We start from the raw sequence: 19,663 nt of genomic DNA, 5'->3' as shown, positions 1-19,663 counted from the left end.
ACGATGAGTCAGGCGCAAGGCAACGAGCACGTGGAACACCCGGATCACGCCGGGCCCGCCGTGCCGCAGACCCGCACCGCACGCCACCGCCGGATCGTGGACATCCTCAACCGGCAGCCCGTGCGCTCCCAGAGCCAGCTGGCGAAGCTGCTCGCCGACGACGGCCTCACGGTCACGCAGGCGACGCTCTCGCGGGACCTCGACGAGCTGAACGCCGTGAAGATCCGCAACGCCGAGGGCGATCTCATCTACGCGGTACCCAGCGAGGGCGGTTTCCGCACTCCGCGGGCGCCGCTCGGGGAGTCGGCCAAGGAGGAGCGGATGCGCCGCCTCTCCGCGGAGCTCCTCATCTCCGCGGAGGCCTCGGCCAACCTGGTCGTCCTGCGGACGCCGCCTGGTGCCGCGCAGTTCCTCGCCTCGGCGATCGACCAGGCGGAGCTTCAGGACATCCTGGGGACGATCGCGGGGGACGACACGCTGATGCTGATCAGCCGGGAGGCTATGGGGGGTCAGGCGTTGGCGGATCATTTGCTGCGCTTGGCGTCGAACGAGCACTGATTTATCCCCGACCCCGCCCCTTCCCGAAGACCCGCTCGGCGCGGGGGCCATGTGCCTTGTGCTCGCCGTCGTCACCGGCTTCGCCGAGTTCGTCCTCAATCGCCGGACGGGCTGGAGTATCCAGCCCGTCCGGCGATTGAGGACATCTTGTCGGGGGTCCCGGGGTAAGGGCGCGCCCTTACCCCAGCACCCCACCCAGCGGATCATCCCCAAGAAACGCCACCAACTCCGCAAGCCCCGGCGCCGTAGCCGGCCCCCGTCGCGTCACCGCGTAAGCCGCCGCCGCGTTCGCGCCGCGCGCGGCAGTCAGGGGATCAAGCCCTCGCCCCAACAGGGCGAGGAACGCCCCCACATGGGCATCGCCCGCGCCATTGCTGTCCACCGCGTCGACAGCGAAGCCGGGCACATGAACCACCCCGCCCGAGCCAGGCGCAGCCAGCCAGCAGCCGTCCTTGTCGGCCCGCACAAGCACCCCCGCCCCAGGCGCAAGGCGCCCGAGCAGGGCGGCAGCAGCATCCCGCGGCTCGGAGTGACCGCTCATCAGGCGGGCCTCGCGGGCATTGCAGCTGAGCCAGTCCGTCCGGGCGAGGACCGGGTCCAGGACGGGCGCGGGGATGTCGGCGACCAGCGGTCCCGGGTCGAAGCAGAGGCGGATGTCAGCGGGCAGCGCCGCCGCGAAGGCGGAGAGCAGCGGGCCGTTGACCTCCATGACGAGGCCGTACCCGGACAGCTGAACCGTGTCGCCGGGCCGCAACGCCCCCGCGAGCGCCGAGGTCTCCGCCGCCGTCATCCGCGCGTCCACGCCGAAGCTGGTCACGAACGTCCGCTCGCCCCCGGCATCGACGAGGGCCACACAGAACCCCGTGTCCCCGTCCGTACGCACCGGATGCAGGGTCTCGATGCCCTCGTCGGCGAGGGAACGGCGGACGAGATCCCCGTAGGGCCCGGTTCCGTGAAGGCCGGCGTACACCGCGTCGGCCCCGAGGCGCCGCGCCGCCGTCAGCGCGTTGAAGCCGCCGCCCGCGTACAGCTCCGTACGGGAGCCGATCACGTCGCCGCCCCGCTCGGGCAGCGCGGGTACCTCGATGACGAGGTCGGCGATGACGTTCCCCGCGAGGACGAGGCGGGGGCCGGAGTCAGTCGTGCTCATCGGACGGACTCCTCAAGTGCGGGAGAGGAAGCAGAGGTTGTCGTCGGACCGCGTCGGCCGAAGACGGCGTACACCGCCGCGCCCACCCCTATCGAGACCGCCCAGCCCAGGCCGTTGACGCCCGGCCAGGTGTCGGCGAGCGGCCCGGAGAACCACACGTCGTCCGCGCCGGTCCCGGCGGTCGTGAAGAGGAGGCCCGACACGATCGCGGCCACCCAGGCGAGCACGGCGGGCAGCCGGAAGCCGCCGCTGTACCAGTAGCCGCTGGTCCGTGAGGTGTTCATCAGGGCGTCCGAGTCGTAGTCGCGGCCCCGCATCATGTCGACCGCGATCACGCCGATCCAGGCGGAGATCGGCACGGCGAGCAGCGTCAGGAAGGTGGAGAACGGGCCGTAGAAGTCGTCGGCGATCAGCATGAAGTAGATGCCGCCGAGGAACATCAGCACGATGTCGATGACCACGGCCCAGGCCCGCGAAACGCGCAGACCCAGCGTGATCATGGTGAGGCCCGCGGAGTACGTCGACAGGTGGTTCGACATCAGCAGGCCGCCGAAGGCCGCGATCAGATACGGGATCGCCATCCAGGACGGCAGCATCGCGTTGATCGCGGAGACCGGGTCGGAGGAGGTGGCGAGCGAGGGGTCGCCCGCGGTGAGCAGCGAACCCAGCGAGATGAGCAGGACGAGCGGGATGCCCGCGCCGAAGGCGGACGCGGTGACCAGACGGCGCCCCGGGATCGCGCGGGGGAGGTAACGGGCGTAGTCCGCACCGGCGTTGGCCCAGCCGATGCCCGTGCCCGCGGCGATGAAGCCGATGCCCGCGATGACACCGCTGCTCGGGCCCGCCGGGGTTTCGAGGACCTTCGACCAGTCGACGGTCGCGACCAGGAAGCCCATCACGATCAGGTTCAGGACACCGAACAGGACCGTCGCCCACTTGTTGATCCACATGATCGTGGCGTGCCCGAGGCCGCTGATCAGCAGGGTGCAGGCGATGAACACCAGCAGACACAGGACGGTCAGGAAGGAGTTCTGGTCGACGCCGAAGGCCACCTCGAGGAGGGCGAGCAGCGCGTACGCCGCCGTGGTCGTCGTGATCGTCTCCCAGCCGACCCGGCTCAGCCAGGAGACCAGCGTCGGACCCGCGTTGCCGCGCTGGCCGAACACCGCGCGGGAGAGCGTGAGGGCGGGCGCGCCGCCCCTCTTGCCCGCCAGGCTCAACGCTCCCACCAGCGCGAACGAACCGAACGCACCGACGATCGCGACCAGCGCGGCCTGCCAGATGTTCAGTCCGCGAAAGGCGACGAGCGACGCGCCGAGCGGCAGCCCCAGGATCGAGATGTTGGCGGCGAACCAGGTCCAGAACATCTGGCCCGCGTGGCCATGACGCTCACTGTCGGGGACCGGTTCGATCCCTCGGGTCTCTACGGTGCCGACCTGATCGTTCTTCGTCGAAGCGGCCATGACGGGACCTCCTTGCGCGATACGTGGAACGGGGACAGGGGGAGAGGGGGAGAGGGATCTAGCGGTGGGTGAGCAACTGGGCCGTAAGGGGCTCCAGTTCGAGGTTGTTGACCGTACGAAGAGTGCGTACGGCGTCGGCGGGCAGGCCCGAGAGGCCGTGCACCGACCCTGCGACCGCGCCCGCGATCGTGCCGATCGTGTCGCTGTCGCCGCCGAGGTTCGCGGCGAGCAGGGTGCTGCGCCAGGGGTCCCCGCCGGTCAGGGCGAGCACGGCGAACGCGGCGGGCACCGACTCCTGGCTGGCGACGCTGGTGCCGATGAGGGCGACGATGCGGTCGAGGGCCGTGGCCTCGTCCAGGCCGTCCACCAGCTCGCGGGCCCAGGCGATCCGGGCGGAGATGTCGGCTCCGGCGATCCAGTTGCCGCGCCGGGCTCCGGCCTCGGCCGCCGTGATCGCGGCCCGGAAGACCTCGTCGAGCGTGCCGCCCGCGACGCCCGTGCTCACCGCCGCCGCGACGGCCGCCGCGCCCGCGATGCCGACGTTCGTGTCATGGGTGACCTGGCAGGACTCCACGACCCGGTCGAGGAAGTCCGGCAGGGGATCGGCGGCGAAGGCGATGCCGACCGGGGTGACGCGCATCGCGGCGCCGTTGGTGGTGCCGTACCTGCCCGCCTCCTTGGGGTCGGTGCCGCCCGCGACGGAGTCCAGGGCGGCCTTGGTGGAGGGGCCGAGCAGGTCGAAGGAGCCCTTGGCCTTCATCTCCCGCTCCCAGGACAGGAGCGCGTCGGCGAACCGCTTCGGGGCGATGTGCCCGCCGCCCTCGACGAGCAGCCGCGCCACGATGACCGCCTGGTCGGTGTCGTCCGTGACGGCACCGGCGGGCATGCCCGCGCTCACGGGGTTGTCGGACTTGGAGGCCTCGAATCCGGTGACGGTGCCGTAGACCCGTACGACGTCCTCGCGGGACATGATCTGGGTCGGCATGCCCAGGGCGTCGCCGAGCGCGAGTCCGTAGAAGGCGCCGAGCGCGCGGTCGAGAAGGGCGGGGGGTGCGGTGGTCATCAGTGGCCTCCTCGGCCGGTACGTACGTGCAGTTGGAACCGGGACGGGTCGAGCAGGCTGGTGACCTGCTCCACGACGTCCCCATCGGCATCGCGGAAGACCTGGGCGAGCCGGATGAACGGCTCGCCCGAGGAACGGTGGAGCAGTCCCGCGTCCGTCTCGCCGAGGCCGGAGACCGTGATGTGGGCGTCGCTCGACGCGGCGACGTGTCCCGCGGCGAGCAGGGTCCGGTTCAGGGAGCCGCCTTCGAGGCCGCGCTCGGGCAGGTCTGCGAGGGCGGGCACGGCGGGGACGCGGCTGCGCTCCAGGGAGACGCCGCCGCCGTCGGGCAGTCGCCTGACGCGGTCGAGGGCGATGAAGTGCGGTTCCGCCAGGCCGAGTTCGGCGGCGAGCTCCGGGTCGGCGATCCGCTCGAAGCGGAGGGTGTCCGTGGAGAGCTCGGTGCCCTGGTCGGCGAGCGCCCGCGTCCAGCCGAGCTTCTGGTCGAGCGGGGTGCCGTCGAAGGTGACGAGCGAACCGATGCCCGCGTGCGTCTCGATGAGGCCTTGCTCGCCGAGCACACTCAGCGCCTGACGCACGGTGGTGCGACTGACCCCGAACCGCTCCCGCAGGGCGTGCTCGCCGGGGAGGCGGCTGCCGTCGGCGTGGACCCCGGCGCGGATCTCGTCGGCCAGTACGTGCGCGACGCGATGATGTTTATGAACCTGTCCAGGCATGTCTAGAAGGTAAGCGGAGCTGATCCGTCCCGTCTACGGTTTCCGGCAGATTATTTGCTCAGTGAACGTTTGCGGGCGTTGTGGATGCTGCGGCGAGTGCCCCCAAGCCCTGGAATCAGGCCTGTACGGCCTGCTTCTCGGCGCGCCGCGCCCGGTGGGACATCCAGGCGGCGACCAGCGCCCCTGAGACGTTGTGCCACACGGAGAACACGGCGGCGGGCAGCGCGGCGAGCGGGCTGAAGTGGGCCGTGGCGAGCGACGCCGCGAGCCCCGAGTTCTGCATGCCGACCTCGAAGGCCATGGCGCGCGAGGCCGGAGGCCCGAGCCGGGCCAGCTTGCCCGCGCCGTAGCCGAGCGCGAGGCCGAGGCCGTTGTGCAGCACGACGGCGACGAACACCAGGAGGGCGGCCGACTTGATGGCCGCCGCGCTGCCCGCGACCACGACGGCCACGATGACGGCGATGGTCAGGGCGGACAGCCACGGCAGGGCGCTGAGGATCCGCTTGATGTAGCGCCCGAACAGCAGGCGTACGACGAGACCCGCGAGGACCGGGAGCAGCACGGTCTTGAGGATGTCCGTGACCATCGAGCCCGCGTCCACGGGCAGGTACTCGCCCGCGAGGAGCAGCGTGAGCGGCGGGGTGATGAGCGGCGCGAGCACGGTGGAGACGGTGGCCACCGAGACGGACAGGGCCACGTCGCCGCGCGCCAGATAGGTCACGACGTTGGACGCGGTCCCGCTCGGCGCGCAGCCGACGAGGATCACACCGGCCGCGAGCTGGGGCGAGAGCCCGAGCGCGTGGGCGATCAGCCAGCCGAGCCCCGGCATGATCACGTAGTGCGCGACAAGCCCGAGCGCGACGGCCCAGGGCCGCTTGACGACACCCTGGAAGTCGAGCGGGGTCATGGTGAGCCCCATGCAGAACATCACGAGACCCAGGAGGTACGGGACGTTCGTGCCCCAGTCCTTGAAGGCGTCCGGCGCGAGCAGGCCGAGCGCACCGGCGGCGAGCACGAGGACGGGGAAGACCGTGACGGCGAGGCGGGCCGCCTTGTCGCCGCTCTCGGTTGAACTGGGGGTCGTCTGTTCGGTTTGCACCCGGCGATGCAACGCCGCCGTGCGGCGCGGACGCAACCCCGTCTCGATATGTGGTCGCTACACGGAGCCTCTCCGGACGGAGTCTCTCCGGACGGGGCGGCTCAGTACCGCGTGATCGCCGTGGCCCCCGACTCCGTCCCGATCGCCATGTGCGGCCGCCGCCCCTGCTCGGCCCACCGCAGGATCGCCCCCATCGCCTCGCGCGGCACGGAAACGCAGCCCGCCGTCGCCCCGCTCCCGTTGACGTGCAGGAAGATCCCGGCGCCGCGCCCCCGCACCGGGCGGTCGTAGTTGAAGCCGATCACCAGGGCGTGCGCGTACTGGGGGTCGTACGTGATGAGGTGCTCGGACTCCGCGGCGCGGCAGTCGCCGGGGCGGGGCTGGGTCCAGCGGTTGTAGGTGCGGGACTTGTTGTCCTGGCACCACCAGGAGTCCTTCGTGACGCGGCGGTAGGAGTAGTCCGTACCGGACGGCTTGGCGGCGATGCCGAAGGCGTACGGGAGGCGGAAGAGCCCGGTGGGCGTCGTGTTCGTCCCCTGCTTGCGGGAGCCGCCCTCTGTCAGCCCCTTCGCGCCGAACCGCGCCGCCACGGACCCGGACTTCACCCACCGCGCCCCGCGCCGGTCCCACCAGGTGACCGTGCCGGTCGTGGATCCGGTGCGCGCGGCCCGCGCGGTGATGAGCTGGGTGCCGCCACCCGTGTCGGCCATGCGCTCCGGCAGCGGGGTGTCCGCTGCGGGCGCCGCGCCGAGGGTGCCGGTGACGGCGAGGAGGAGGGCGGCGGCGGACGCGAGGGCGGCGGCACGGGGGCGCATGGCTCAGACCGTACTGGGAGGCAAGGGCAACGGCAGCCCGGGCAGGCCGTCGATGCTCTGCGCGATGTACTCCTTCTTGGTGAAGTACTCGCTCAGCGACGCGTCGTCCTCGCGCGCGAAGCGCCTGCCGTGCAGGTCGCGGTCCTCGTCGTACGACATGAAGGGGACCGCGTATCCGCAGCTGTCACGGACGAGTTCGGCCGTCACGACGATGATCGCGCGCAGGCCGTGCGGGGTCGGGTCGATGCCGGGGAAGTGCCCGAGCAGCTCGGCCCAGCGTGGGTCGTCACGGAAGACGGGTTCGCCGCGGCCGTGCACCCGGACGATGTTCGGCGGGCCCTGGAAGGCGCACCACATCAGAGTGATGCGACCGTTCTCGCGCAGGTGCGCGACCGTCTCCGACGTGCTGCCCGCGAAGTCCAGATAGGCCACCGTGTGTTCGTCGACGACGGCGAACGAACCGGTGAGGCCTTTGGGGGAGAGATTGACCGTGCCGTCGCCGGAGAGGGGCGCGGTCGCGGTGAAGAAGAGAGGCTGGGCCTCGATGAACGAGCGGAGTCTGCCGTCGATGCGTTCGTAAGTCTTTCCCATGTCTAAGGATTATCGTCAGAAATCCTTCGCCTGTCTAACGACTTGACGTGGCATCTCGCACTGCGGCTAGATTGACGAAACATACGGAGCACTGCATACTCATGCATGACGGCGAATGCAGGGTGCAGGGTTAAGGAGCACGTGAAGTGAGCAGCAACAACGGCGGTGACGTCCGGCTCTGGGGCGGTCGGTTCGCGGACGGCCCGGCGGAGGCCCTGGCCAAGCTGTCGGCATCGGTCCACTTCGACTGGCGCCTCGCGCCGTACGACATCGCCGGTTCCCGCGCCCACGCGCGCGTGCTCCACAAGGCGGGCCTGCTCACCGAGGACGAGCTGACCCGCATGCTGGCCGGGCTCGACACGCTCGAAGCCGATGTGGCGTCGGGCGCGATCGTCGGCACCATCGCCGACGAGGACGTGCACACCGCCCTGGAGCGCGGCCTCCTCGAGCGGGTCGGCCCCGATCTCGGTGGCAAGCTGCGCGCCGGCCGCTCGCGCAACGACCAGGTGGCGACGCTCTTCCGGATGTACCTGCGGGACCACGCCCGGATCATCGGCGGCCTGATCGCCGACCTCCAGGGCGCGCTCGTCGGCCTCGCCGAGGCGCACCCGGACGTCGCGATGCCGGGGCGCACGCACCTCCAGCACGCCCAGCCCGTGCTGTTCGCGCACCACGTCCTCGCGCACGTCCAGCCCCTCGCCCGGGACGCGGAGCGCCTGCGGCAGTGGGACGAGCGGACGGCCGTCTCGCCGTACGGCTCGGGCGCACTCGCCGGCAGCAGCCTGGGTCTCGACCCGGAGGCCGTCGCCGCCGACCTCGGCTTCGAGCACGGCTCGGTGGCCAACTCCATCGACGGGACGGCGTCGCGGGACTTCGCGGCGGAGTTCGCCTTCATCACCGCGATGATCGGCGTGAACCTCTCCCGGATCGCCGAGGAGATCATCATCTGGAACACGAAGGAGTTCTCCTTCGTCACCCTCCACGACGCCTTCTCGACCGGCTCGTCGATCATGCCGCAGAAGAAGAACCCGGACATCGCCGAGCTGGCGCGCGGCAAGTCGGGGCGCCTCATCGGCAACCTGACGGGCCTGATGTCGACGCTGAAGGCGCTCCCGCTCGCGTACAACCGCGACCTCCAGGAGGACAAGGAGCCGGTCTTCGACGCCTGCGACCAGCTGGAGGTCCTGCTCCCCGCGTTCACCGGCATGATGGCGACGCTCACCGTGCACCGCGAGCGCATGGAGGAGCTGGCCCCTGCCGGGTTCTCGCTCGCCACGGACATCGCCGAGTGGCTGGTCAAGCAGGGCGTACCGTTCCGTGTCGCACACGAGGTCGCGGGCGGTTGCGTCAAGGAGTGCGAGGCACACGGCATCGAGCTCGACGAGCTCACGGACGAGCAGTTCGCCAAGATCTCCGAGCATCTCACCCCGGAGGTCAGGACCGTCCTGAACGTCCCCGGCGCCCTGGCGTCCCGCAATGGCCGCGGCGGCACCGCACCCTCGGCCGTCGCCACCCAGCTCGCCGAGGTCAAGGCCGATCTGACGGTCCAGCAGGAGTGGGCCGCGGCGCGTAAGTGACGCCGGGACAGCGCGTGCCGCGTTGACGTGGGCATCGCGGGTTACGTTGGTCGTTCTTCCGCAAGAAGCCGAAGGAGCCGACCGAACGGAGCCCGCGATGCCCTTCTCGCGCCTGGCCGCAGCGACCACCCCCACCGCCCACATCGGTTTCGGCCTCGCCGCCGTCGGCAGGCCCGGCTACATCACGCTCGGCCGTGACGCCGACCTGCCGTCCTCGCGCAGTGTCGAGGCCCTGCGCGAGCGCACCCTCGAACTCCTCGACGCCGCCTACGCCCTCGGCGTGCGGTACATCGACGTGGCGCGCTCCTACGGCCGCTCGGAGGAGTTCCTCGCCGACTGGCTGCACGCGAGGCCCGACATCCGTGACGTCGTGATCGGCAGCAAGTGGGGCTATACGTACACGGCCGCCTGGAACGCCGACGCCGCGCCCCCGCACGAGGTCAAGGACCACAGCCTCGCCGCGTACGTCCGTCAGCGCGAGGAGAGCGCCGAACTGCTCGGCGAGCGGCTCGACCTCTACCAGATCCACTCGGTGACGCCGCAGAGCCCCGCCCTCACCGACAAGGAACTGCACGCCAAGCTCGCCGAGTTGTCTTCCGAAGGCGTGAGCGTCGGGCTCTCCGTCAGCGGCCCGCAGCAGGCGGACACGATCCGCGCCGCCCTCGCCGTGACGGTCGACGGCGAGCCGCTCTTCCGTACCGTCCAGGCCACGTACAACGCCCTGGAGACCTCGGCGGGCCCCGCCCTCGCCGAGGCCCATGACGCCGGACTCACCGTCCTTGTCAAGGAGGCCATGGCCAACGGCCGCCTCGCCGACCCGCACGCCCCCGCCGCCCTGCGCGAGATCGCCGGGGCGACCGGGTTCGGCAGCGACGCGATCGCCCTCGCCCTCGTCCTGCGCCAGCCGTGGGCGGGCGTGGTCCTCTCCGGCGCCGCGACCTCGGTCCAGCTCGTGTCGAACCTGCACGCGGCGGCCGTCGACCTCGAAGGGGAGCACCTGGAGCGCCTCGCGGGGCTCGCCGAGGAGCCGGTCGCGTACTGGGAGCGGCGCGGGCAGCTGCCCTGGCACTGAAGCAACCCTTGGGCCGACGGCCTCTTAGTGAGAGCTGCACGTGAGAGCTGTACGTATCTCGTGAGACAAATATGTCTCACGAGGTCTATAGTTGTCTCATGTCAGTCGATCGAGACCAGGTGCTGCGCAGCGCCGCGGCGCTCCTCACCCGTAAAGGGTCCGCCACGATGGACGAGGTGGCGCGCGCGGCGGGGATCAGCCGTGCCACCCTGCACCGCCATTTCGCGGGGCGCGACGCTCTCGTACGGGCCCTGGAACAGCTCGGCATCCAGGAGTGCGAGGCCGCCCTGGAGGCGGCCCGGCTCGGCGACGACAGCGCCGAGGAGGCGCTGCGCCGCCTGGTGAAGGAGCTCCAGCCTGCCGCGGGCCTTCTCGCGTTCCTCGTCACCGAGAACCAGCTCTTCGAGGACGGCGCGCAGCACGAGGGCTGGACCCGGATCGACGACGGCATGGGCGCACTCTTCCGGCGCGGCCAGGAGAGCGGCGAGTTCCGCATCGACCTGAGCGCCGTCTGGCTCACAGAGGCGCTGTACGGGCTCATCGGCGCGGGCGCCTGGGCCGTCCTCGACGGCCGCGTGGCCGCCAAGGACTTCACACACATGATCGCCGAGCTGCTGATCGGCGGAGCACGACGGAGAGTGGAACCATGACCAGCATCGAACAGCGGACCGCGTCGACGGAGGTCGAGCGCAGCCCAGGCCGCTGGCTCGCGCTCGCCGTGCTGGTCCTTGCCGTGCTGCTCGTCGCCGTGGACGCGACGGTGCTCGGCCTTGCCACGCCGTACATCAGCGAGGACCTCAAGCCGACCGGCACACAGCTGCTGTGGATCGGCGACGTGTACTCGTTCGTCATCGCCGGTCTGCTCGTCTCCATGGGCAGTCTCGGTGACCGCATCGGCCGCAAGAAGCTCCTGCTGATAGGTGCCGTCGCCTTCGGCGGAGTCTCGGTGCTCAACGCCTACGCGACCACCCCCGAGCTCCTCATGCTGGCCCGGGCGCTGCTCGGTGTCGCGGGTGCGACGCTGATGCCGTCCACGCTCGCGCTGATCCGGAACATCTTCCACGACCCGCGCGAGCGCAGCCTCGCGGTCGGCATCTGGGGCGCGATGGCGTCCGCGGGCGCCGCCGTCGGTCCTGTCGTCGGCGGATTCCTGCTCGAGCACTTCTGGTGGGGCTCGGTCTTCCTGATCAACCTGCCGGTGATGGCGGTCCTGGTCGTCGTCGGCATCAAGTTCCTGCCCGAGTCGAAGAACCCGGCGCCGGGTCCCTGGGACATGATCAGCGTCGTGCTCTCGCTCATCGGCATGATCGCCGTCGTGTACGCCATCAAGGAGGCGGCGGCGCACGGCATCCGCTGGGACGTCGGAGCGGCGGGCGTGCTCGGCGTGGCGGCCCTGACCTGGTTCGTACGGCGCCAGCTCACCCTGACAGCGCCCCTCCTGGACATGCGGCTCTTCCGCAACCGGGGGTTCTCCGGGGCGGTGCTCGCCGATCTCCTCACGGTGCTCGGGCTCTCGGGCCTCGTCTTCTTCCTCTCCCAGTTCCTGCAACTGGTCCAGGGGCGGCGACCGTTCGAGGCGGGCCTGGCCGAACTTCCCGCCGCGGTGGGCGCTGTGGCGGCCGGTCTGATCGCGGGCGTGGTCGCGCGGCGGTTCTCCGTGCGCGCGGTGGTCGCCGGTGGACTCGCGGCGGTGGGGCTCGCCCTCGCGGCGCTCACCACGCTGAGCCAGAGCACCGGCTACCCGCTCCTAGGGGCCTCGCTCCTGGTCGTCGGCATCGGCGCGGGCTTCTCGTTCACGGTGACCGCCGACGTCATCCTCTCCAGCGTGCCCAAGGAGCAGGCGGGCGCCGCGTCCGCGGTCTCCGAGACGGCGTACGAACTGGGCGCGGCACTCGGCATCGCCCTGCTCGGCTCCATCGTGACCGGCGTCTACCGCGGCTTCACCGCCCCGGCGAGCACCCCGCCGGACGTGGCATCGGCCGCGCACGAATCGCTCGGCGGCGCCGTGGAGTCGACGGCGGGCCTCCCCGCCCACGAGTCCCAGGCCCTCCTCGCCTCGGCCCAGGACGCCTTCGTCGACGGCCTGCGCCTGGCCGCGGGCGTGGGGGCGGGGGTACTTCTCGCTACCGCGGTGGCTGCGTGGTTCCTCCTGAAGGGCTCGAAGCTGGAGGACGGCGTCGAGCACTGAGAGGAGCGCCCCGAAGGGGCGCGGGGAACTGCGCGACCAGCCACGAACGGCCGCAGGAAACACGAAACGCCCGGCGCGGTGCGGAGGGGGAAACCTCCGCACCGCGCCGGGCGCACGTTAAGACCAGTTCCCGGCGGCTACGCCGCTTTCGCCTTAGTGGCGTACATGTCCACGTACTCCTGACCGGACAGCTGCATGACCTCCGTCATGACGGAGTCCGTCACCGCCCGCAGGACGTAGCGGTCGCGGTCCATGCCCTCGTAGCGCGAGAACTCCATCGGCTCACCGAAGCGCACCGTGACCCGGCCCGGGCGCGGGAGGCCCTTGCCGCCGGGCTGGAGCTTGTCCGTGCCGATCATCGCGAAGGGGACGACGGGCGCGCCGGTCATCAGGGTAAGGCGGGCGATACCCGTACGGCCGCGGTACAGGCGGCCGTCGGGGGAGCGGGTGCCTTCGGGGTAGATGCCGAAGAGCTTGCCCTCCTCCAGGACGCGCCGCCCGGTCATCAGGGCGGCGACACCGCCGTGGCCGCCGTCGCGGTCCACGGGGATCATGCCGGAGCCGGTGAAGAACCAGGCCATCAGGCGGCCCTTGAGCCCCTTGCCCGTGACGTACTCGTCCTTGCCGATGAAGAACACCGGACGCGGGCAGACGAGGGGCATGATCATCGAGTCGATGAACGTGAGGTGGTTCCCGGCCATGATGACCGGACCGGTGCCCGGAATGTTCTCGGCGCCTTCCACCCGAGGGCGGAACATCAGACGCAAGATCGGTCCGAGCACAGCCTTGATGAGCGCGAGACGGGACAACGGGCCCTCCGGTGTCAACGGGTTGACGACGAGTATGTGCAGGTGAGGACGATACTCGCGGGTCCCCGCTCACCGCACATCGGGTTCACGCACTTGATACGCAGAGTTGACGTGCGAGTGCGTGGTGTAACGCTCGAACCACCCTCCCTGTGACGACGTTATCCCTGTGTGCCGCGTGTGGCGCGCCCTAGTGGCCCTTGTCACGCCCCGCGGTCACGCGCTGCCACCGTGTTCGGAGGCTGTCGGCCGTCGGCCTCGAGACGGGCCGCGCCGGACCGGATCCCACCGAACGGACTCCGCCCCGCACACCAGTCGCCATCCGGCGTCACCCTTCCGTTCGGTCCAGGGTCTCCCTTGCGTCACGTGCGGCCACCTACGATCGTGCCGCTTTGTCAGGTGCAAGGCAGCACATCGGGAGGAGCGCTCAATGGCTACGCAGAAGTCCAGGCAGTCGGGGTCGGGGGAGCGGCGCCCGGGGCGGCGCGCACTGCTGGGAGCGGCCGTACTCGGGGCGAGCACGGCCGTCGTAGGACTGCCCGGCGTGGCGCGAGCCGACGCGAAGCACGGGCACGGGCACGGGGGATACAAGGACCTGCCGAAGCCCACGATCGTCGCGCACCGCGGCACCAGCGGCTACCGGCCCGAGCACACGCTCGGTTCGTACCAGCTCGCGCTCGACATGGGCGCGCACGTCATCGAGCAGGACGTCGTGCCCACCAAGGACGGCCATCTCGTATGCCGTCACGAGAACGACATCACCGCGACGACGGACGTCTCGGCGCACTCCGAATTCGCGTCCCGCAAGACCACCAAGTCCGTGGACGGCGTCTCGCTCACCGGCTGGTTCACCGAGGACTTCACGCTCGCCGAGCTGAAGACGCTGCGCGCCAAGGAGCGCATCCCCGGCACGCGCCAGCGCAACACCCTCTACGACGGCCGCTGGGAGGTGCCCACCCTGGAAGAGGTCTTCCAGTGGGCCGAGAAGCAGGGCCGGGCGCACGGCAGGCGGATCTGGCTGCACATCGAGACCAAGCACCCCACGTACTTCCGCAAGCTGGGCCTGGGTCTGGAGGAGCCGCTCGCCAAGCTGCTCCGCAAGTACGGACGGCACAAGAAGAACTCGCCGAACTTCCTGCAGTCCTTCGAGCCGAGCAGCCTCCAGCGCCTGGGCAAGCTGGTCGGCCCGCCGCGCGTGGTGCTCCTGTCCACCGCGAACTCCCGCCCCTGGGACTTCGTCGAGGCGGGCGACCCGCGCACCGTCGCCGACCTCATCAAGCCCGAGGGCCTGGAGTGGATGGCGTCGTTCGCGCAGGGCATCGGCCCCACGCTCGACCTGATCATCCCGAAGAAGTCGGACGGCAGCCTGGGCACCCCGTCCACCCTGGTCAAGGACGCGCACAGGGCGGGCCTGATCCTGCACCCGTACACGATGCGCAACGAGAACACCTTCCTGCCCACGAACTTCAAGAAGGGCACCGACCCGAACGCCTACGGCGACGCCTTCGGAGCTTTCAAGGCATATCTGGAGACGGGCATCGACGGTCTCTTCTCCGACAACTGCGACACCGCGCTGCTCGCCCGCGAGGACTTCCTCAGAGGCTGACACGTGCGGGCGTTCGCCGTGTGAGCTGCGTCAACAGCAGAGCGCCAGGCCCCGGTTGGGGTGACAGACGGCCGCTCCGGCAACCTCCTGCCGGGGCGGCCGCGTCCCGCCCTGCATGACTCACCCGCTCATCCCCGCGCTCCGTCCACTGCTCGCCGCCGAGGCCTCCGCCGCGGCACACGGCTCCGGCACCGACCCCGGCGACCTCGAACAGGCCGTCTGGCTGCGCCTCCTCGAACGCATGGACGCCGCCGACCCACCCGCCGACCCGGCCACCTGGCTGCGGGCCGCCGTCGCCTCCGAGGCCCGCAGCACCCGGCGTACGGCAGAGCGCGAAGTGGCGTACGCGACCGAGCCCGCCGACGACACGGAGTGCGGCCCCGAGCAGCGCGCCCTGCGGGCCGACCGCTACCGCACCCTGTACGCGGCGGTACGCAGACTGCCCGGCCGCTGCCCCGGTCTCATGGCGGCGCTGCTGTCCCCCAAGGACCTCACCTACCGGGAGATCGCGGGCGAGTTGGGAATGTCACAGGGCAGCCTGGGGCCTGAACGCTCGCGTTGTCTGGGGTGCCTTCGCAGAATGCTCGCGGCGGAGGTTGCAGTTCCCGAGCCGCGGGGAATGGAGCGATAGACAACCGGCGGAGCAGGTGAGCGGGAGGCATGCACACATGGGCATGAGCGTGACCATCTCGGAGGCGGGCGGACAGGACGCCGAGAAGATCCTCAAACTGCAGTACCTGTGCTACCAGAGCGAGGCCGAGCTGTACGGCGACTATTCCATCGAGCCGCTCACGCAGTCCCTCGACTCCATCAAGGCCGAACTGACCACGGGCAGCGTGCTGGTGGCCCGGCTCGGCGACGAGGTCGTCGCGTCGGTGCGCGGCACGGTCGACCCCGACGGCACGGCGCGTATCGACAAACTGATCGTCCATCCCAGGATGCAGCGGCACGGTCTGGGCGGCCGTCTCCTGGACGCGATAGAGCGGCGGCTCGGCGCGGGCGGCACCGCCAAGTGTTTCCAGCTCTCCAGCGGCCATCGCAGCGAGCAGAACCTCCAGCTCTACCGCAAACATGGGTACGCGGCGGTGAAGACCCAGCCCGTGAACGAACGGCTCACGCTGGTGACGCTCGCCAAGGAGGCGAACGAGGGGGCGAACATGGTCAGGGCCTAGCGCCCCGAAGGGGCGCGGGGAACTGCGCGACCAGCCACATGCGGCCCGCAGCGTACGGCTCAACCGGCGGACGCCCTCCGCGCCTTGTTCAGCCAGAAGATCGCCGTCACCGGAAGGATCACCGGGATGAAGAGATAGCCCATCCCGAAGTCCGACCACACCGTGGCGTCGGGGAACGCGGACGGCTCGACGAGCGTCCAGGTCCCCACCGCCAGGACGCCCACCAGCTCGGCGGCGCAGCACACCAGCGCCGCCTTGCGGGCCTTGTCGCCGCCGCGCACGAGCGAGTACGTGATGAAGCCGTAGACGAGCCCGGCGAGCGCGGACAGCGTGTACGCCAGCGGCGCCTTGTGGAAGTCCGTCGAGATCTGCACGGCGGAGCGCGACACGGCGCCGACCACCATCACCCCGTACAGCCACACCAGAAGGATGCCGGGCCCGCCGATCAGCCTCTGCCGGGTGGGGGCGGTCTCCTCAGAGTGCTTGTCGGGCTCTGTCACCGTCACCTCAGCCTCCCCAGATGTCGTAGAGCCGCACTTGGAGCACGGCGAGGACCACGCCGCCCGCGGCGACCGTGATGGAGCCCCAACGGGTGCGCTCGGCGAGGGACATGAAGCCCGCCGCCGGGATGCAGGCGAAGGCGCCGATCAGATACGACACGAAGATCGTCGTGCCCTGCTCGGGCTTCTCGCCCCGCGCCAGCTGCACGATGCCGACGATCAGCTGGACCGTGGCCAGGAACGTCACCACGGCCATGCCGATGAAATGCCAGTCCTTGGTCGGCTGGTCCCGGTAGGCGGCGAAACCGCACCACGCGGCGAGCGCGAGCGCGGCCACGGCGGTCGCGATCGTCAGGGCAACAAGCATGCGGTGACTTTATTACGGGCCCTATGACCCGATGCGCGCACCCCTGGGGTGCCCCGTACGCTCGGACACCATGAAGATCCACGCTGAAGCGCTCCTGTTCGACAACGACGGCACCCTCATCTCCTCCATGGAGTCGGTGTACCGCTGCTGGAGCCGCCTGGCGCAGGAGTACGGGATCACCGCGGAGGAATTCGAGCGGGTCGAGCTGCACGGCCGCCCCGCCGCCGAGATCATCGCCGACATGCTCCCCGCCGAGCGTGTCGCCGAGGCCGTGGCCCGTATCGAGGAGCTTGAGGTCTCGGACGTCGAGGGCGGTGTCGTCCTGCTTCCCGGCACGCGTGAGCTCCTTGAATCCCTGCCCCCCGAGCGCTGGGCCGTCGTCACCTCCGCCGGGCGGCGCCTGGCGGAGGCCCGGCTCGCCGAGGTCGGCATCGACCCCGCGATGCTGATCGCCGCCGACGACATCACGCGCGGCAAGCCCGACCCGGAGCCCTTCCTGCTCGCGGCGGAGAAACTGGGCGTCGACCCGGCGCGCTGCGTGGTCTTCGAGGACGCCCCCGCGGGTCTGACGGCGGGACGCGCGGCCGGGATGACCACCGTGGCGTTGGCCACAACGCACACCGCGGGCGAGCTCTCCGCCGACGTCGTGGTGAAGGACCTCTCGGCCGTGTCCGCACTGGCCACCGAGGGTGGCGTGGAGATCACCGCCGGGGACTGAGCACCCACCGTCCGTCGTCCGCACCTGTCCACCGATTGTCCGTATAGCGGACGAGGGTGACAGGTCGCGGACACACGCGTGTTTTACTGGTCCACATGACCACGACGAGCAGCCGCACCCTTGCGACCGAGGCGATCACGACGCCCGGTGCTCGTTGCATGTGTCGAATGTGCGCCTTCTGAGGGCCCCCGCACCACCCCTGAGCATCGCGCCCCGAAGCGAAGCCGCTGTGCCGCGCCCCTATGCGACGTACGCCCCCCGTACATGACGTAGGAAGCGGCCTGCCCCGCGCACACGTCCTCCGGTTCTTTTCGCCACCGCGAGAAACCGTGCCGCGTTCCCCACGAATGCCCCGTGCCCGGCGACAACCGCGCCGCGCACTCGACAGTGACGGAAACCCCTGTGATCACCACTTCCGGCCTCACCAAGGTCTACCGCTCACGCGGTCGTGAAGTAACTGCCCTCGACGGCGTCGATCTGCATGTCCGCGAAGGCGAGGTGTACGGCGTCATCGGCCAGTCCGGCGCCGGCAAATCCTCCCTGATCCGCTGCGTGAACCTCCTGGAGCGCCCCACCGCCGGCACCGTGACCGTCGCGGGACAGGACCTCACCGCCCTCGCGGGGCGCGGCAGCCGCGCGAGCAAGGACCTGCGCCGGGCGCGCAGCCGCATCGGCATGGTCTTCCAGCACTTCAACCTGCTGTCCTCGCGCACCGTGCAGGACAACGTCGAGCTGCCCCTGGAGATCCTCGGGCTCAGCGGCGCCGAGCGCTCCCGCAAGGCGCTCGAACTGCTCGACCTCGTCGGCCTCGCCGACAAGGCGAAGTCCTACCCGGCGCAGCTCTCCGGCGGCCAGAAGCAGCGCGTCGGCATCGCCCGCGCCCTCGCGGGCGACCCGAAGGTGCTGCTCTCCGACGAGGCGACGAGCGCCCTGGACCCGGAGACCACCCGCTCCATCCTCAAGCTCCTGCGCGACCTCAACCAGCAGCTCGGTCTGACCGTCCTGCTGATCACGCACGAGATGGACGTCGTCAAGAGCGTCTGCGACTCCGCGGCGCTCATGGAGAACGGCCAGATCGTCGAGTCCGGCACCGTCACCGAGCTCCTCGCGACGCCCGGATCCGAGCTGGCCGCCGCGCTCTTCCCGGTCAGCGGCGAGGCGACGGGCGACGATCGCACGGTCGTCGACGTGACCTTCCACGGCGAGGCCGCGACCCAGCCGGTCATCTCCCAGCTGTCGCGCACGTACAACATCGACATCTCGATCCTCGGCGCCGCGATGGACACCGTCGCGGGCAAGCAGGTCGGCCGCATGCGCATCGAGCTGCCGGGCCGCTTCGAGGAGAACGTCGTGCCGATCGGCTTCCTGCGCGAGCAGGGACTGCAGGTGGACATCGCGGGCGAAGACCCCGCGACCACCCCGAAGGACAGCACGCCGCTGGTCAAGGAAGGTGCCAAGTGACCTGGTCGGAGATGCAGCCCCTGCTGGAGCAGGCCTGTTGGGACACCCTCTACATGGTGGGCTGGTCGACGCTGATAGCCGTCGTCGCCGGACTGCCGCTCGGCATCCTGCTTGTCCTCACCGACCGGGGCGGGCTGCTGCAGAACACGGTCCTGAACAAGCTCATCGGGCAGATCGTGAACATCGCGCGCTCGATGCCCTTCATCATCCTCATGGTCGCGCTCATGGGCTTCACGCGCTGGATCACGGGTACGACGATCGGCCGCGAGGCCGCCATCGTGCCGCTCGCGATCGGTGCCACGCCGTTCTTCGCGCGCCTCGTGGAGACCGCCGTGCGCGAGGTCGACGGCGGCCTCGTCGAGGCCGTGCAGTCGATGGGCGGCAACACCTGGACCATCGTGCGCAAGGTCCTCGTACCGGAGTCGCTGCCCTCGCTGATCTCCAGCACCACCACGACGATCGTCACGATCATCGGCTACTCGGCCATCACCGGCGCCGTCGGCGCGGGCGGCCTCGGTGACATCGCGATCCGCTACGGATACCAGCGCTTCGAGACCGAACTGATGTGGATCACCGTCGGCGTCCTCGCCGTGGTCATCTCGATCATCCAGTTCGCGGGCGACTACGCGGCCCGCAGGCTGCACCGGCGCGGCGGCCACTCGGGCGCCGCTCCCAAGCTGCGCCTGCTCAAGCTCAAGGCGTCGTCCCCGCCGCCCCCGACCCCCTCGGTCTGAATCCACC

Annotated in this window: 21 protein-coding genes; 11 read left to right on the top strand and 10 right to left on the bottom strand. The window is 70.5% G+C overall.

The annotated features are described in order from the left end of the window. The first annotated feature begins 3 nt into the window (after positions 1–3). On the top strand, positions 4–558 hold the full coding sequence (locus ACWFRJ_RS16505) for an arginine repressor (RefSeq protein ID WP_453530251.1): 555 nt from the start codon (positions 4–6) through the stop codon (positions 556–558). A gap of 178 nt (positions 559–736) precedes the next feature. Here ACWFRJ_RS16505 and ACWFRJ_RS16500 read toward each other — a convergent pair whose 3' ends face one another. The 7 genes from ACWFRJ_RS16500 to ACWFRJ_RS16470 form a co-directional block, all read right to left on the bottom strand. Further along, positions 737–1,708: a PfkB family carbohydrate kinase gene (locus ACWFRJ_RS16500; RefSeq protein WP_453530248.1), complete on the bottom strand. Its 972-nt coding sequence runs from the start codon at positions 1,706–1,708 to the stop codon at positions 737–739. Then, positions 1,705–3,171: a purine-cytosine permease family protein gene (locus tag ACWFRJ_RS16495; RefSeq protein ID WP_453530246.1), complete on the bottom strand. Its 1,467-nt coding sequence runs from the start codon at positions 3,169–3,171 to the stop codon at positions 1,705–1,707. The genes ACWFRJ_RS16500 and ACWFRJ_RS16495 overlap by 4 nt, the downstream gene beginning before the upstream one ends. A gap of 58 nt (positions 3,172–3,229) precedes the next feature. Beyond that, positions 3,230–4,234, bottom strand: a complete 1,005-nt coding sequence (locus tag ACWFRJ_RS16490) for an ADP-ribosylglycohydrolase family protein (RefSeq protein ID WP_453530243.1) — start codon at positions 4,232–4,234, stop codon at positions 3,230–3,232. Then, positions 4,234–4,950: a GntR family transcriptional regulator gene (locus ACWFRJ_RS16485; protein ID WP_453530240.1), complete on the bottom strand. Its 717-nt coding sequence runs from the start codon at positions 4,948–4,950 to the stop codon at positions 4,234–4,236. The genes ACWFRJ_RS16490 and ACWFRJ_RS16485 overlap by 1 nt, the downstream gene beginning before the upstream one ends. 115 nt (positions 4,951–5,065) lie before the next feature. Further along, positions 5,066–6,049: a bile acid:sodium symporter family protein gene (locus ACWFRJ_RS16480; protein ID WP_389911999.1), complete on the bottom strand. Its 984-nt coding sequence runs from the start codon at positions 6,047–6,049 to the stop codon at positions 5,066–5,068. Positions 6,050–6,150: 101 nt separating this feature from the next. Next, positions 6,151–6,864, bottom strand: a complete 714-nt coding sequence (locus ACWFRJ_RS16475) for a L,D-transpeptidase family protein (RefSeq protein WP_453530236.1) — start codon at positions 6,862–6,864, stop codon at positions 6,151–6,153. 3 nt (positions 6,865–6,867) lie between these two features. After that, positions 6,868–7,455 carry a pyridoxamine 5'-phosphate oxidase family protein gene (locus ACWFRJ_RS16470; protein ID WP_453530233.1) on the bottom strand — a complete coding sequence of 196 codons (588 nt, stop codon included), beginning with the start codon at positions 7,453–7,455 and terminating at the stop codon, positions 6,868–6,870. Positions 7,456–7,601: 146 nt separating this feature from the next. Between ACWFRJ_RS16470 and argH the strand changes: the two genes are divergently transcribed. The 4 genes from argH (at position 7,602) to ACWFRJ_RS16450 (ending at position 12,292) form a co-directional block, all read left to right on the top strand. Then, a complete protein-coding gene (gene argH / locus ACWFRJ_RS16465; protein ID WP_453530230.1) occupies positions 7,602–9,032 on the top strand; it encodes an argininosuccinate lyase in 1,431 nt (476 codons plus the stop codon). Positions 9,033–9,129: 97 nt separating this feature from the next. Further along, positions 9,130–10,104, top strand: coding sequence for an aldo/keto reductase (locus ACWFRJ_RS16460; RefSeq protein WP_453530227.1), 975 nt, complete (start codon positions 9,130–9,132; stop codon positions 10,102–10,104). 98 nt (positions 10,105–10,202) lie between these two features. Continuing rightward, positions 10,203–10,754 (top strand): TetR/AcrR family transcriptional regulator, encoded by a 552-nt coding sequence (locus ACWFRJ_RS16455; protein WP_453530224.1) that lies wholly within the window; start codon positions 10,203–10,205, stop codon positions 10,752–10,754. Next, complete coding sequence (locus tag ACWFRJ_RS16450; protein ID WP_453530221.1) at positions 10,751–12,292, top strand: MFS transporter; 1,542 nt, start codon at positions 10,751–10,753, stop codon at positions 12,290–12,292. Before ACWFRJ_RS16455 ends, ACWFRJ_RS16450 begins: the two co-directional genes overlap by 4 nt. A 137-nt stretch (positions 12,293–12,429) precedes the next feature. Here the strand turns inward: ACWFRJ_RS16450 and ACWFRJ_RS16445 are convergent, their stop codons facing one another. Next, the gene (locus tag ACWFRJ_RS16445; RefSeq protein ID WP_237330157.1) at positions 12,430–13,050 is read right to left on the bottom strand and encodes a lysophospholipid acyltransferase family protein; all 621 of its coding nucleotides are present in this window, start codon (positions 13,048–13,050) and stop codon (positions 12,430–12,432) included. 478 nt (positions 13,051–13,528) lie between these two features. On the opposite strand from ACWFRJ_RS16445, the gene ACWFRJ_RS16440 reads away from it, so the two are divergent. The 3 genes from ACWFRJ_RS16440 (at position 13,529) to ACWFRJ_RS16430 (ending at position 15,876) form a co-directional block, all read left to right on the top strand. Further along, complete coding sequence (locus ACWFRJ_RS16440; RefSeq protein ID WP_453530218.1) at positions 13,529–14,704, top strand: glycerophosphodiester phosphodiesterase; 1,176 nt, start codon at positions 13,529–13,531, stop codon at positions 14,702–14,704. A gap of 115 nt (positions 14,705–14,819) precedes the next feature. Beyond that, positions 14,820–15,335 carry an RNA polymerase sigma factor gene (locus ACWFRJ_RS16435; protein ID WP_453530215.1) on the top strand — a complete coding sequence of 172 codons (516 nt, stop codon included), beginning with the start codon at positions 14,820–14,822 and terminating at the stop codon, positions 15,333–15,335. Positions 15,336–15,372: 37 nt separating this feature from the next. Continuing rightward, a complete protein-coding gene (locus ACWFRJ_RS16430; protein ID WP_453530212.1) occupies positions 15,373–15,876 on the top strand; it encodes a GNAT family N-acetyltransferase in 504 nt (167 codons plus the stop codon). 59 nt (positions 15,877–15,935) lie between these two features. Here the strand turns inward: ACWFRJ_RS16430 and ACWFRJ_RS16425 are convergent, their stop codons facing one another. After that, positions 15,936–16,382: a hypothetical protein gene (locus tag ACWFRJ_RS16425; protein ID WP_453530209.1), complete on the bottom strand. Its 447-nt coding sequence runs from the start codon at positions 16,380–16,382 to the stop codon at positions 15,936–15,938. A 1-nt stretch (position 16,383) separates the two neighbouring features. Further along, a complete protein-coding gene (locus ACWFRJ_RS16420) occupies positions 16,384–16,743 on the bottom strand; it encodes a hypothetical protein (RefSeq protein ID WP_383280494.1) in 360 nt (119 codons plus the stop codon). Between the two features lie 70 nt (positions 16,744–16,813). Here ACWFRJ_RS16420 and ACWFRJ_RS16415 point away from each other — a divergent pair, with 70 nt between their 5' ends. The 3 genes from ACWFRJ_RS16415 (at position 16,814) to ACWFRJ_RS16405 (ending at position 19,656) form a co-directional block, all read left to right on the top strand. After that, positions 16,814–17,461, top strand: a complete 648-nt coding sequence (locus ACWFRJ_RS16415) for an HAD family hydrolase (RefSeq protein ID WP_453530206.1) — start codon at positions 16,814–16,816, stop codon at positions 17,459–17,461. Between the two features lie 402 nt (positions 17,462–17,863). Further along, positions 17,864–18,922, top strand: a complete 1,059-nt coding sequence (locus ACWFRJ_RS16410; protein WP_453530203.1) for a methionine ABC transporter ATP-binding protein — start codon at positions 17,864–17,866, stop codon at positions 18,920–18,922. Next, positions 18,919–19,656, top strand: coding sequence for a methionine ABC transporter permease (locus ACWFRJ_RS16405; RefSeq protein WP_453530200.1), 738 nt, complete (start codon positions 18,919–18,921; stop codon positions 19,654–19,656). The genes ACWFRJ_RS16410 and ACWFRJ_RS16405 overlap by 4 nt, the downstream gene beginning before the upstream one ends. The last annotated feature ends 7 nt before the right edge of the window (positions 19,657–19,663 follow it).

This window comes from Streptomyces sp. NPDC055239 (genome assembly GCF_053606205.1).
Note: the sequence above shows the minus strand (reverse complement) of the source record. Positions and strands in the feature narration are given on the sequence as shown.

Coding starts and splice junctions, on each gene's coding strand:
- ACWFRJ_RS16470 (WP_453530233.1), bottom strand. CDS start 7,455: ATGGGAAAGACTTACGAACGCATCGACGGCAGACTCCGCTCGTTCATC.
- ACWFRJ_RS16440 (WP_453530218.1), top strand. CDS start 13,529: ATGGCTACGCAGAAGTCCAGGCAGTCGGGGTCGGGGGAGCGGCGCCCG.
- ACWFRJ_RS16505 (WP_453530251.1), top strand. CDS start 4: ATGAGTCAGGCGCAAGGCAACGAGCACGTGGAACACCCGGATCACGCC.
- ACWFRJ_RS16495 (WP_453530246.1), bottom strand. CDS start 3,171: ATGGCCGCTTCGACGAAGAACGATCAGGTCGGCACCGTAGAGACCCGA.
- ACWFRJ_RS16485 (WP_453530240.1), bottom strand. CDS start 4,950: ATGCCTGGACAGGTTCATAAACATCATCGCGTCGCGCACGTACTGGCC.
- ACWFRJ_RS16460 (WP_453530227.1), top strand. CDS start 9,130: ATGCCCTTCTCGCGCCTGGCCGCAGCGACCACCCCCACCGCCCACATC.
- ACWFRJ_RS16450 (WP_453530221.1), top strand. CDS start 10,751: ATGACCAGCATCGAACAGCGGACCGCGTCGACGGAGGTCGAGCGCAGC.
- ACWFRJ_RS16430 (WP_453530212.1), top strand. CDS start 15,373: ATGGGCATGAGCGTGACCATCTCGGAGGCGGGCGGACAGGACGCCGAG.
- ACWFRJ_RS16435 (WP_453530215.1), top strand. CDS start 14,820: ATGACTCACCCGCTCATCCCCGCGCTCCGTCCACTGCTCGCCGCCGAG.
- ACWFRJ_RS16420 (WP_383280494.1), bottom strand. CDS start 16,743: ATGCTTGTTGCCCTGACGATCGCGACCGCCGTGGCCGCGCTCGCGCTC.
- ACWFRJ_RS16455 (WP_453530224.1), top strand. CDS start 10,203: ATGTCAGTCGATCGAGACCAGGTGCTGCGCAGCGCCGCGGCGCTCCTC.
- ACWFRJ_RS16415 (WP_453530206.1), top strand. CDS start 16,814: ATGAAGATCCACGCTGAAGCGCTCCTGTTCGACAACGACGGCACCCTC.
- ACWFRJ_RS16445 (WP_237330157.1), bottom strand. CDS start 13,050: ATGTTCCGCCCTCGGGTGGAAGGCGCCGAGAACATTCCGGGCACCGGT.
- ACWFRJ_RS16475 (WP_453530236.1), bottom strand. CDS start 6,864: ATGCGCCCCCGTGCCGCCGCCCTCGCGTCCGCCGCCGCCCTCCTCCTC.
- ACWFRJ_RS16500 (WP_453530248.1), bottom strand. CDS start 1,708: ATGAGCACGACTGACTCCGGCCCCCGCCTCGTCCTCGCGGGGAACGTC.
- ACWFRJ_RS16490 (WP_453530243.1), bottom strand. CDS start 4,234: ATGACCACCGCACCCCCCGCCCTTCTCGACCGCGCGCTCGGCGCCTTC.